This window comes from Shimazuella sp. NTD247 (assembly GCF_059510415.1).
Genome location: NZ_JCAJZU010000004.1, coordinates 383,264 through 396,028, shown reverse-complemented (window position 1 = coordinate 396,028; position 12,765 = coordinate 383,264). Strand labels below are relative to the sequence as shown.

Genomic DNA, 12,765 nt, shown 5'->3' with positions numbered 1-12,765 from the left:
ATAGGACTTCCTGCCTTTTCTTAGAGAAGTCCTATCTCTTGTTTAATTCACCATACTTAGACTTACACGGTCTCTATCCTTATCCACTGACAAAACCCATACATCTACAATATCCCCGACTGTCACCACATCCATTGGATTGCGCACATACTGATTACTGAGTTTGGATATGTGCACCAATGCATCATTTTTTAAACCGATATCAACAAATGCACCAAAAGCAACAACATTACGAATCGTTCCTTTTAGATGCATACCCGTCTCCAAATCATCTGCTTTTAAAACGTCCGAGCGAAGAATCGGGCTTGGAAGTGATTCACGCGGGTCTCTACCTGGTCGTAAAAGGGAATCAATAATATCTTTCATTGTTGGTACCCCGCTATTTAACTCTGACGCCATCTTCTCCACATCGACGTTTTTCAGTTTTTCCTTTGTTGTATCGAATCCTAAATCATTTGGTAAAATGTCTAGTTTTTCCAAGAGTTTGCTGGCAATTTCATATGACTCGGGATGAATAGGTGTTTTATCCAATGGATCTTCTCCATCGCGAATTCGTAAAAATCCAATGCACTGTTCAAACGTTTTTGCCCCTAATTTTGGGACCTTTTTCAATTGTTTTCTGTTTGTAAATTTACCGATTTTCTCTCTTTCTGTCACAATATTTTTGGCAACGGCTTTGCTGACACCAGAAATATATTGCAACAATGATGGAGATGCCGTATTAACATCTACACCCACATAGTTAACGGATGATTCCACCACTTGTGTTAATGACTCTGACAATTTTTTCTGGTTTACATCATGCTGGTATTGGCCTACTCCAACTGATTTCGGATCAATTTTTACTAATTCTGCAAGCGGATCTTGCAAACGACGGGCAATGGAAACAGCACTTCTCCTCGCAGCGTCTAATTCCGGAAATTCTTCCTTTGCTAATGGGGAAGCAGAATATACACTCGCTCCAGCTTCATTGACAATGACATAAAAAAGTTCTTTATTCACTTCTTGTATAATTTCAGCAATAAAATCTTCGGTTTCGCGTGATGCAGTTCCATTACCGATCGCAATCAGTTCAATTGGATATTTTTCCAACAACAATTGCACTTTTTCTTTTGCTTCTTCAATCCGTTCATTCGGTTTCGTTGGATAAATAACATCTACATCAAGCAATTTACCAGTTTCATCCACTACAGCTAATTTACATCCTGTACGGTATGCTGGATCTACTCCAAGAACTACCTTTCCTGTGATAGGAGATTGAAGCAAAAGATGTCTTAAGTTTTCTTTAAAAATGTCTATTGCTTTTTCCTCTGCATCTATAAGCATCTTCGCATGTATTTCTCGATCTATGGAAGGCGAAATCAAACGTTTATAGCTGTCCTGTATGATAGACGCAGTATATGTATTTTCATGCGGAAACCACTTGTGTAAAAGAGAAAAAACACCTTCTTCTGGAACAGATATTTTTAATTTAAGTATTCCTTCTCTTTCCGCTCTTCGAACTGCCAATACCCGATGAGACGGCATCGTACGGATCGGCTCTTGATAGTCATAATACATCTCGTAAACCGTTTTTTCATCTTCGTCTACTGCTTTTGCCTCAAGTACACCTTGGTTCCAAGTATAGGTGCGAACCCATTTTCGTGTATCTGCATCTTCCGATAATTCTTCTGCTAAAATATCGAGTGCACCTTTGACTGCTTCTTCAACAGAGTTTACTTTTTTCTCCTCGTTCACAAAAGGGGAAATGGATTCATCAGAAATGGATTCTGTGGATTCCAGAATCAATTTTGCTAATGGTTCCAAACCTTTCTCCCTTGCCATACTTGCCCTTGTTTTGCGTTTTGGTCGATAAGGTAAATATAAATCCTCCAATTCTTGTAATTTTGTTGCCTTCTTCAATTTATCATGAAGTTCATCTGTTAATTTTCCTTGTTCATCGATAAGGCGAACGATCTCATCTCTTCTAGCATATAAACCTGAAATATAACGATACCGCTCTTCAATTTGCCGAAGCTGTTCCTCATCCAATTCCCCCGTCATTTCTTTTCGATAACGAGCAATAAAGGGAATTGTATTGCCTGCTTCAATTAATTCCATGGTCACTTTCACTTGCTCTACTCGAAAAGATAACTCCCGAGCAACTTGTTCAACGAGATCCATCACATCCATATTGGCACCACCTAACTTGTGTTCGCTTTCTATTTTGTCATACATGGATACTTTCTGTAAAACGACGAAAAAAAAAACTTACCCACATAAGATGGGCAAGCTGTTTTTTTCAAATGACATACAATTGGCACCAACATATATGTACTGCAATATCAAATGATTTCTGATAAATCCATTCGAATAGTTTGACGAAGCTTCTTTAGAGCACGCCGTTGGAGTCTCGATACATGCATTTGTGAAATACCTAATCGATCACCAACTTGCTTCTGACTTAAATTTTCAAAGAAAATCAGCTCTAAAATTTCTCTTTCCCGGCTACTCAGCACCTGAAAAATTTTGTCGAGCAGCAGTTTTTTATCGATTTTTTCAAATGCTTCGTCTTCTGTTCCAACTAAATCGAATAATGTTAAAGGATTACCTTCGGACGAAGATTCTATGGGAGAATCCATGGAAATCGCTTGATAACTCCTGCCCATCTCCATCGTTTCCAAAACTTCTTCTGGAGTCACTTCCAAGTATTCTGCGATTTCAGTGACGAGTGGTGAGCGCTGTAAATTGACCGTGAGCTGCTCAACCGCTTTTTTTATGCGGGGGCCTAATTCTTTTATTCTGCGAGGCACATGGACGCTCCACGTTTTGTCTCGAATATGTCTTTTTACTTCCCCTACGATCGTAGGTACTGCAAAGCTCTCAAAACTTCTACCGATTTCTGGATCATATCGCCTGATAGCAGCTAATAATCCTATCATTGCAACTTGAACCAGATCCTCATACAGCTCTTGCCCGCGTGAAAATTTGTATGCTACAGATTCGACTAAATCCCGAAACTGGGTGACTAGCTGTTCCTGGGCTTCTCTATCTCCTTCCCGCCTGTACCGATCGACGAGCTCAATAATCTGATCTTCATCAAGTCGGGTAGGATGCGGGCGACCCGGCATGCTCCTCCACTCCATTCTCTTTTATAAATTTGGTAAGCTTAACCACTACCCCTCCTTTTTCTTGAACATCTACTTCATCCATCAGTGATTCTATCAAAAATAGCCCTAAATCTTGTTCTCGCAACGCTTTCAAATCAGGAGTTTCTACCTCATCTTCCTTCAAGCACTGCTCAGCAACTTCTATTTCGAGGCGATCGGAGAAGATATTACAACAAACTTTTATATCCCCTTCCCCATCTGTATATTGTGCGTCAACTGCATTTGTACAAGCTTCAGATACTGCCAATTTTAAGTCCTCAATATCATCATAAGAAAAACCCATTCGATTGGCAATGCCAGAGACCGCTAAACGAGCAATACTCACAAAATCAGTTTTGGCGGGAATAACAAGATTAACCAGATCAAGGGGCATCTCTTTCATTGTAATCCATCCTCCTGGGAGTGCAAATTCAAAAACTTACAACCTGTCATCAGCATTTTTTCCAACAGCCTTTCTTTCCATGCTTATTACGAAAAATCAAACCATATTATTGTTCATAATCATAGATGAATTCAAAGGATCATTTCCCCGTAAAGAATAGATGTAAACATAAAAAAACGAGGGAAGGTTCCCTCGCACGAAAATAATACTAAAAATCAATAAGACCCAAACTAATTTGAAGTGCATCATTCACACGGCTCATCATTTCTTCGTCTAGATGAGTTATCTTATCGGTCAGCCTCTGCTTGTCAATCGTCCGAATCTGTTCCAGTAAAATGACCGAATCTCGATCAAAACCATATGCTTTCGCATTTATTTCCACATGGGTAGGCAGTTTCGCCTTTTGAATCTGGGCAGTAATCGCGGCGACGATCACAGTGGGGCTAAAACGATTACCTATGTCGTTTTGAATAATCAAAACAGGCCGAACCCCACCTTGTTCGGATCCAACCACTGGGGAGAGGTCAGCAAAGTATACATCGCCACGCTTTACGATCAAGATCCCTACACCCCACTAACCAAACGATCCAAGGTACAATCCGCTTCCTCTTCTGCTTGAAAAGCTTCATGGGATATCCCTAGATTAATTCGGGCCATTTCCATGTACCCTTTTTTCATCATTTCTCGAATGAAGCGTTTTTTTCTCTCGCGGAGATATAACTTCATCGCTTGACGAATAAATTCGCTTCGATTGGAGTTATCCTGTTCTACCAAACCATCTACTTCTTGAAGCAAATTTTTCGGCAGGCTGATCATAATTCTCTTGGTACTAGACAAAATGTGTGCACCCCCAACCAATCTACACCGTTAGCGATAATAACAAAGCATACATTTTCATGTAAAATCCTAGAACACCACATAATACTACCATTATGTTGAATGGAACGCAAAAATATACGATATTGTCTACCGCAAACGAAAAACATTCCTATTAATGACCATACCTCTTTCGCAAAACCAGAAAGGAAACATCATTGATTTCGCTTCGTTTGATTACAAAAAATCTCACATCACTTATTATTATTGTCTCAAGTAGTGAGTTTAACAAAGGATATAAAAATAGGCCATAATAATTTCTATTCGGGCTAAACAAGAAAATTCCTGCTACTCAATTCCAATGAAGTATATTTTGTAAACAGACCAATTTACCCTTTTGATAATACAAACGGGGTATACGCGCTCCTAAACGAGTCACAATCTCATAGTGTATCGTATCAAGCGTATCAGCTATCTCACCTGCTGTTATTGAATTATCACCTTGCGATCCAATAAATACAACTTCATCACCAACAGAAACTGGCATAGCATCGGTTACATTTAACATCAATTGATCCATACAAACCCTTCCCACGATAGGAACAGGAGTCCCACCTACCAAAGCCTGACCAATGTTCGACAAAGCTCGTGGTATACCATCTGCATAACCGATTGGAATTGTAGCGATCCATTCATCCGATGATGTAGTGTATGTTTTACCATAACTGATACCTGAGCCTTTTGGTAAACACTTTAGTTGGGAAACAATAGATTTAAGACTTAAAGCATGTTTCAATTTGACTTGTGGATTGGCTATATCCTGAAATCCATAAAGACTTATTCCAATACGTACTAAATTACAGCATTTTTGCTCCATTCGTAAAGCAGCAGAACTATTTGCAGCATGACGAAGCGAAATATCAATCCCCTCAGCATCTAGTTGATGAAGAATTGCTTCAAATACTTGCAGTTGCTGTTCAAAGTAAGATGATACTGGATCATCTGAAGTAGCAAAATGAGTATATATTCCTTCCAATTCCACCCCTTTTAAACTTTTAAGCTGGTAAATAAATGAAAGAACTTCATTTGGATGTATCCCTAACCTCCCCATACCAGTATCTACTTTTAGATGGACTTTTGCTGTAATACCTATTTTTTCTGCAATCACTGCTATTTGACGAAGATGATCATCATCAAAAACAGTAAATGTCAGATCATGCTGTAAAGCGGCCTCTATCGCATGCGGGGGAATATACCCAAAAATAAGAATAGGAGCTGTTATCTGTGCTTCTCTTAACTGAATTCCTTCATCGACAAACGCAACTCCTAAATGAGTCGCACCTGCTGATAAGGCTGCTTGAGATACAGCAATAGCTCCATGTCCATATGCGTCCGCTTTTACAGCGACGAGAATTTTGGTGTCATTGTTTAAAATTTGGCGAAACTGAGAAATATTATGTTCAATTGCATCTAGATCTACCTCTACAATCGTGTCTCGGTAATAAGAATGATTCATCAGATTCACCCCAGCGATAGCCATAACTAGATAATAAATCTTATTATAGCAAAAATGGCTATACTGTAAACAAGTGTTACTTTTCCGTTTGATTCGCTACTGAATCAGCAATCTTCCTCATCTCTTCTAATGAAATGTTTCCTACTAGTTCATAATCTTTTCCATCTGCTGTCCATGCTAGATGCTGTTGTGTCGCATACGTCATCAAGACCCCTTCTGCATCTTGTAAATCAATTGGATCACCTTTGGAAGAGGTACTGACCTCTTTATTTTTTGCCAGTCGCTGTGTCAGTGTAAATGGTTGTTTTCCCAAAAATCGCATCACTACAATATCACCTTGAGATCCTTGAATCGTTTCTTCATCCATAAGCCGGCTTCCCTTCGGAAGATATCCAGGGGTGACGGCAGAGAGAGTTTGCTGTGAGTCAGCAAATGTTTGTTTTGAATTCTCAGGTAAACCGCGCAAATTACGCTCCATTTCAAAAGCATCTTTGTCAAAACTTGTATCTAATTTAAACCGATCATATTTCACTTGTACCATTACTTTGTTGTTTTCATCCAAAATATTTACGCGTTTTGGCAAATAATCATGATCTAACCAAATCTGCTGTTTCACCCATGTGCGATGATAGTCGTTTGTTGTGGCGACCTCAAAGCGATAATCATCTTTTTCTGTACTAAACTGTCTTTTCGCATCCATAATTACATTTTGTAAAATCGATTGATATAAATAAATCTGCCCACTATTCATCGGCCAATCACTTTGAAAGCGAAAGCTCTTTTTCAAATGCGGCGTTAACACATAAACACCGCTTTTGTTTTTTAATAATATTTGGGTAATATTCTTTTTGGTGTTTGTCAGTGCTACCCGATAAAAATTCGGTTTTTGATACCAAACTTCAATATCGATTGTCTGTGGTTCCTGTCCATTATTGATAGTCATTGTTCCGTGGCTTGTATATGATTCTAGGTGCTGTGAGCGGTCAGTCAGATCAGCAATAACATCATTCGAATCTTTTGGACCACAAGCAGTTAATAGAAAAAATAAACAGAGTACAGCAGTCCATCTCAATTTCAATGCTTCTCCTCCTTACTGAATTCCCAGGAAATATCTCTTGATCTATTGGTACATGTTTATGCTTGTATCAGTAACTTAGAAGTATTTCTTTTCAAGCATTTGTCTCATACAATAGTAGTCAATAGGAGTTTGTGAAAAACCGGTAGGAGATTAGATGCCAAATATCAAGCTGGAAAAAATCGGGTCCCACTCATATTGTGTGAAAGAGGGAGATGATTTGTTGTATCGAGGTAATTGTGATAAAGAAATCGACTCAACTGCCTCCATCAAACATCAAGGTACAAAGATTACCTACCGACTTGGTCATATTCGAGCAATCGTACAAAATCTACCGAAAAAACGAAAGGTAGAAATTTGGGAAGATCTTCGACGAGTAGTATCGATTGATCTTCCCCCTTATGACCCAATGACTGCATAAAAAGCACAAACCTATTAAAAGGACGCTTTTGCCTTACAAGGCAAAAGCGTCCACAATAAACCATTCTTATTTCTCTAAAACTACCATTGCTGTAGCATAGTGCTCACTATGCGATATTGATAAATGAATAGTTGGCTTTCCTTCAGAGTCTATCCATTTCGCTTTTGGTGCTCCAAGACCATCAGAGATTATCTCAATATCATAAAAAGCAAAAGCAGCGCCAATTCCCGTCCCTAAAGCTTTGGATATCGCTTCTTTAGCAGCGAATCTACCTGCTACAAACTCCAATTTCCGCCTTTCTTTTTCTGGTACAAAACTCCTTTCTTTTTCAGTCAATATCCTTTTCATCAGACGATCTACACCAACACGCTCCAACCGAGCCAGTTCAATAATATCCGTCCCTATACCAATAATCATTTTTCTCACTTCCATTTTATTAGTGAAAATCATGTAATTCATCTGTTAAGTAGCACGTTGAATCGCTTCATGTTAAGATATGATGGACAAAGAAATAACATATTTTACATAAGAATTAAAGGGGCAATAAAACATGTGGGATGTAAAAATTAGTTTGTTTATCCACGTTTTTAGTGTAGCAACTTGGTTCGGTGCTACCACATTGATGGCTATGTTTTTAAGAAATGCTATTCGCAGCAATGATCAAACTGTGATGAGTAATTCCCTTGCCACAGCTCACCGCTGGAATCTCACCATGATGATCCCGACATCCGTATTAGCGCTTATCACAGGAATTTACATGTTAATGCAGTATGATGCAAACAAACCGTTGTGGCTGCTTGTAAAAGAAAGACTTGGTTCTACGTTTATTATTGTTTTTATTTTGGTAATCGCACTCTATGGAAAAAAATTATTAAATGCAGCAAAAGAGACCGCATCTTCTGATAATGCATCTCGTTTTTTGAAACGATACATCATGATTCTTAATATATCTGTACTAGTAATGCTGGTCTTGATATTCTTTGTAACAACAAAAGTATAAGCAGAAATCTATTTCAAAGCTAGCCGTAGACGGCTAGCTTTCTTGATAAAACAATTTATTTATCAAATGAGAACCTATCTAAACATTTTTCTAACCCTTACGTCCTAAAATTTGCAAGTTTCCTTTACTAAATTTGTAAAAATGTGAATATTGCAGATGGGTAATATATGGTTTATCATAAAAATTGTAATAAAGCGGAGGTGGAGGGGATGCTTTATGGAAGAAGATTTTAAGAGTGGACAGGAAAGAAAAGAGGAGCTCCAAGAAAAAATTCTTCGCGACATCGAGGATCTAAAAGAAACCACCGACCAAGCAGAAAAAGAGGGTTGGTACTAGCCGTGAGCGATCGTAAAAATTATGAACACTGGACAACGGAAGAATTTGTAATAAAACGTGATGGCTTACGAACTAGAATAAAAAATGATATTGATTGGTTGGATCAAGTAATCGAACAAGAAGAAAAAGAATTGGCGCAGCTAGAAGTAAAAACGAAATCGTTCTTATCATATTTATTTTTACGAAAATAAAATTGGGCTAACCAGTCGGAAGCCCAATTTTGTATGCATTCCGAGATTTTATATTTTTTGTTTCTTGTTCACTTCATAGCCTACTTCTTCCATAACTCTTAACAAATGATCCACTTGTATATTTCTCTTGTCCCCAATCACCAGTACTTTTTGATTTCTTCTATCGACATATACTTCTTCTACACCCTCTAACGCCATGAGCGTTTGTTCCATTGTTTGGACACAATGTTGGCAGGACATTCCACTGACATTTAGCCATATTTTTGAGATATAAATCCCCACTTTCTGAAAAACATAATTGCTAGTTCGGCAATTATTAGGGAAAACCTCCCTCCAACCCCTTTTTGATTATTATGATAATTACAGCCACAGTTTTTGGCGAAATTTCCAAAAAACAAAAAACGCTACCTTTTTTCTGTACGAGATAGCGTTTCTACAAATGAAACTCTTATTCTGCCATATTTGCGCTTTTTAACAAGTCGGTCAATTTTTCAATTGCCTGCTCTTCATCTGGTCCTTCAGCTGTAATTTTTACCGTTTCACCCTTTTTAATCCCTAAAGCCATTACACCCATGATTGATTTTAAATTTGCCTTTTTTTCTTTATAAACCAGATTTATTTCTGAACTAAATTTGCTAGCATTGCTGACTAATACACTTGCTGGTCTTGCATGTATTCCTGCTTCTTCCGTAATCGTAAATGTTTGTTCTTTCATCTCTAACTACCTCCTATTTTTTAATAATAAATAAAAAAACATATAACAACAAAAATATGAAGTTCTTTTATTTTTTCTAAACTCCCTGGCATGCCTGCGCTAAAATTTGTTATGTACATACATTTTTGAGTATAAAAAACAGAAAAACTAGATAAAGTTGTATCGGTAGTATATTCATTTACACCTCAAATTACACAACCTTATCTAATAGAACTTTAATTTTTGTTCATTATATTTAGTATTACAGTACTTGTCCATTTGTTGCAACAACATTTTTATACCAATAATAACTGTCCTTCTTTTTACGCACCAAGGAACCTTTTCCTAAATCATCTTTATCCACATAAATAAAGCCATATCGTTTACTCATCTCAGAAGAAGAACAGCTGACAATGTCAATTGGACCCCATGGATAATATCCTCTTACATCTACACCATCCATGATCGCGAGCTTCACTTGTTCAATATGTTTCCGCAAGTAATCGATGCGGTAATCATCATGAATCTTACCATCTTCATCAATCTGATCATAAGCACCAATACCATTTTCTGTTATCATTATCGGCACTTGATATCTATCATAATACAGATTTAATGCTGTTCGTAATCCAATTGGATCGATGGACCAACCCCAGTCACTTGCTGGCAGAACAGGATTAATATAAGCAGAATTCTCCTCTTTCACACTTTCTGCATCTGAAATTCGTGTGTAATAAAAAGAAAAGCTGAGGAAATCAGCAGTATTCTTTAGATCTTCTTCATCCTGTGCTTCTATTTGAATATCAAACCCTTGATCTTCAAAAAATCGAAATGCATACCCTGGATAGTATCCCCTGAGTAAGACATCCGAAAAGAAATACTCCATTTGATTGCGCCGCATGGTTGCAAATACATCTTCTGGTTTTGGTGTTGCAGGATGAGATATGCCATCACATAACATCATTCCAATTTGAAATTCAGGGTTGATCTCTTTTGCTTTTTTCGTTGCTCGTGCACATGCTACCAATTCATGGTGGATACCTTGATATTTTGCTTCCCTTAAATTTTCTACTCGATCAGCAGGGATGCCTAAGTGATTAAACGATTCAAAAGTTATAAGATTAATCTGATTCACTAAGATCCAATACTTTACTTTGTGTTGATAGCGTTTAAATAAGGTTTCGCAAAAGCGCACAAAAAAATCAATGGTTTTTCGGTTATACCAGCCGTTATATTCCGTAGCCAAGTGTAATGGCATTTCGTAGTGTGATACTGTTAATAAAGGTTCCATGCCGTTAGCGATGATTTCATCAATAAGATTATCATAAAATTGAAGCCCAGCTTCATTAGGCTTTGTTTCATCACCATTTGGGAAAATTCTCGCCCAACTTATTGATGTACGAAAAGAATTCATTCCTGTGTCTGCTAATAACTTTAAATCTTCTTTGTAACGATGATAAAAATCAATACCAGTTCGTTTTGGATAAAATCCTGCTGTGTCATCAAGAGCAAATTGAATATCTGCCATTGTTGTTTCTGTATTCATTCGTTTCTTTATATCAATATCGCCATGAAATTGGTTGATATCCGCTACTGACAAACCCTTGCCATCCTCTTTATACGCCCCTTCTGCTTGATTCGCAGCAATTGCCCCACCCCATAAAAAATTAGAAGGAAAAGTTTTTGGGTTCTTTTTCATACGTATTACCTCCAATTTTATCTCGATTTATAATGCAGTTCCATTAGATGTAATAACTTTTTGATACCAATAAAAACTATCTTTTTTACTTCTTTCTTTTGTTCCATTACCAGCATCATCTTGATCTACATAGATAAACCCATATCTTTTGGACATTTCCGATGTGCCGGCACTAATAATATCAATCCCAGACCAAGGCAAATAACCAAATACTTGTACCCCATCTTTATAGGCCTCTATCATTTGGCGAATATGTTCACGATGATAAAAAATTCGATAGTCATCATGAATCGAACCATCAGCTTCTTTCCTATCTCGAGCACCAAAACCATTTTCAGCGATCAAAAGCGGAATTCCATTGTAACGCTTATGCAAATTATTCAGGGCGATTCGCAAACCAATCGGATCAACTTGCCATCCCCATTCCGATGTTTCTAAGTATGGATTATTTTTGTCTTGTCCCATGTTCCAACCGAACGAATCTAAAATAGATGTTCCTTGTTTTGTTACAGTAGATAAATAGTAGCTAAATCCCAAAAAATCAATTGTATTTTCAGCTAGTAGTTTCTCATCTTCAGGCTGCACATCAATCGAAATATCATTTTCGTAAAAATGACGCACTATATATCCAGGGTATTCCCCCTTAACCATCACATCAGAGAAAAATAAAGATGCATCTGTTTCTTGATGAGCTGCCAGCACATCCTCTGGTTTTGGCGTTGAAGGGTATGTTGTCATATCATAGATCATAGAACCCATCTTCATCATTGGATTAATCTTTCTTCCTATATTCACAGCTAGTGCATTTGCGACCAATGTATGATGAATCGCTTGAAATTTTGCTGTTTGTACATTATTCTCTTCATTTGTTAATAATCCAAGTGCCAAATAAGCATCAGTTAAACCAGAGTTAATTTGATTAAAAATCATCCAATATTTCACTTTGTGTTGATAGCGTTCTAATACAACCTCACAAAACCGCCCAAAGAAATCTACTAATTTTCTATTTTTCCAGCCGCCGTATTTTGTAATTAATTTTAATGGCATTTCATAGTGAGAAATAGTGACAACCGGCTCAATTCCATTTTGTAATAATGTGTCAAAAACTTCATCGTAAAACTGTAAACCTTCTTCATTAGGCTTCCATTCATCACCATCAGGAAAAATACGAGCCCAATTGATCGATGTACGAAAAGAATTTAATCCAAGCTCCTTAAATAATGCGATATCCTCTTTGTAATGATGATAAAAATCGATTCCATAACGCTTTGGATAAATTTTAGATGTATCCGTAATCCCATTTTCAATGACACTTTTTTCCTCAAACACAGGAATATCTGTTTTTGATTGAAGGTCGATGTAAGGAACAACATCAGCTTGTGAAATCCCTTTTCCTCTTTCATTCCATGCACCTTCTGCTTGATTCGCAGCAATTGCAGCTCCCCATAAAAAATTTGGCGGTAGTTTTTCTTGAAATTTTTTCATA

Annotated in this window: 15 protein-coding genes; 3 read left to right on the top strand and 12 right to left on the bottom strand. The window is 37.4% G+C overall.

Annotated features, from left to right (window positions below; all coding sequences use genetic code 11):
• Positions 1-42: 42 nt before the first annotated feature.
• From AC5WOC_RS12845 to AC5WOC_RS12815, 7 genes are all read right to left on the bottom strand, one after another.
• Positions 43-2,172 (bottom strand): Tex family protein, encoded by a 2,130-nt coding sequence (locus AC5WOC_RS12845; protein WP_496055803.1) that lies wholly within the window; start codon positions 2,170-2,172, stop codon positions 43-45.
• 152 nt (positions 2,173-2,324) lie between these two features.
• Complete coding sequence (gene sigB, locus AC5WOC_RS12840; RefSeq protein WP_496055802.1) at positions 2,325-3,110, bottom strand: RNA polymerase sigma factor SigB; 786 nt, start codon at positions 3,108-3,110, stop codon at positions 2,325-2,327.
• Entirely contained in the window at positions 3,079-3,531 is a 453-nt protein-coding gene (rsbW, locus tag AC5WOC_RS12835) for an anti-sigma B factor RsbW (protein ID WP_496055801.1), read from the bottom strand. The genes sigB and rsbW overlap by 32 nt, the downstream gene beginning before the upstream one ends.
• A 208-nt stretch (positions 3,532-3,739) precedes the next feature.
• On the bottom strand, positions 3,740-4,090 hold the full coding sequence (locus AC5WOC_RS12830; protein ID WP_240875848.1) for a type II toxin-antitoxin system PemK/MazF family toxin: 351 nt from the start codon (positions 4,088-4,090) through the stop codon (positions 3,740-3,742).
• A 5-nt stretch (positions 4,091-4,095) separates the two neighbouring features.
• Entirely contained in the window at positions 4,096-4,347 is a 252-nt protein-coding gene (locus AC5WOC_RS12825; RefSeq protein ID WP_160800440.1) for a CopG family ribbon-helix-helix protein, read from the bottom strand.
• 352 nt (positions 4,348-4,699) lie between these two features.
• Positions 4,700-5,863: an alanine racemase gene (alr, locus tag AC5WOC_RS12820; RefSeq protein WP_496055800.1), complete on the bottom strand. Its 1,164-nt coding sequence runs from the start codon at positions 5,861-5,863 to the stop codon at positions 4,700-4,702.
• 76 nt (positions 5,864-5,939) lie between these two features.
• Positions 5,940-6,941 carry an outer membrane lipoprotein-sorting protein gene (locus AC5WOC_RS12815; RefSeq protein ID WP_496055799.1) on the bottom strand — a complete coding sequence of 334 codons (1,002 nt, stop codon included), beginning with the start codon at positions 6,939-6,941 and terminating at the stop codon, positions 5,940-5,942.
• Positions 6,942-7,095: 154 nt separating this feature from the next.
• Between AC5WOC_RS12815 and AC5WOC_RS12810 the strand changes: the two genes are divergently transcribed.
• A complete protein-coding gene (locus AC5WOC_RS12810) occupies positions 7,096-7,359 on the top strand; it encodes a hypothetical protein (RefSeq protein ID WP_496055798.1) in 264 nt (87 codons plus the stop codon).
• Between the two features lie 66 nt (positions 7,360-7,425).
• Here the strand turns inward: AC5WOC_RS12810 and acpS are convergent, their stop codons facing one another.
• Positions 7,426-7,776, bottom strand: a complete 351-nt coding sequence (gene acpS / locus AC5WOC_RS12805) for a holo-ACP synthase (RefSeq protein WP_496055797.1) — start codon at positions 7,774-7,776, stop codon at positions 7,426-7,428.
• 133 nt (positions 7,777-7,909) lie between these two features.
• Between acpS and AC5WOC_RS12800 the strand changes: the two genes are divergently transcribed.
• Both AC5WOC_RS12800 and AC5WOC_RS12795 read left to right on the top strand, forming a co-directional pair.
• Positions 7,910-8,359: a DUF2269 family protein gene (locus tag AC5WOC_RS12800; protein WP_496055796.1), complete on the top strand. Its 450-nt coding sequence runs from the start codon at positions 7,910-7,912 to the stop codon at positions 8,357-8,359.
• Positions 8,360-8,697: 338 nt separating this feature from the next.
• Positions 8,698-8,886 (top strand): hypothetical protein, encoded by a 189-nt coding sequence (locus AC5WOC_RS12795; protein WP_496055795.1) that lies wholly within the window; start codon positions 8,698-8,700, stop codon positions 8,884-8,886.
• Positions 8,887-8,934: 48 nt separating this feature from the next.
• Here AC5WOC_RS12795 and AC5WOC_RS12790 read toward each other — a convergent pair whose 3' ends face one another.
• From AC5WOC_RS12790 to AC5WOC_RS12775, 4 genes are all read right to left on the bottom strand, one after another.
• The gene (locus AC5WOC_RS12790; protein WP_496055794.1) at positions 8,935-9,168 is read right to left on the bottom strand and encodes a heavy-metal-associated domain-containing protein; all 234 of its coding nucleotides are present in this window, start codon (positions 9,166-9,168) and stop codon (positions 8,935-8,937) included.
• 166 nt (positions 9,169-9,334) lie between these two features.
• Positions 9,335-9,601: a phosphocarrier protein HPr gene (locus AC5WOC_RS12785; protein WP_496055793.1), complete on the bottom strand. Its 267-nt coding sequence runs from the start codon at positions 9,599-9,601 to the stop codon at positions 9,335-9,337.
• Positions 9,602-9,842: 241 nt separating this feature from the next.
• Positions 9,843-11,279: a glycoside hydrolase family 1 protein gene (locus AC5WOC_RS12780; RefSeq protein WP_496055792.1), complete on the bottom strand. Its 1,437-nt coding sequence runs from the start codon at positions 11,277-11,279 to the stop codon at positions 9,843-9,845.
• Between the two features lie 27 nt (positions 11,280-11,306).
• Complete coding sequence (locus AC5WOC_RS12775) at positions 11,307-12,764, bottom strand: glycoside hydrolase family 1 protein (RefSeq protein ID WP_496055791.1); 1,458 nt, start codon at positions 12,762-12,764, stop codon at positions 11,307-11,309.
• Position 12,765 lies beyond the last annotated feature (1 nt).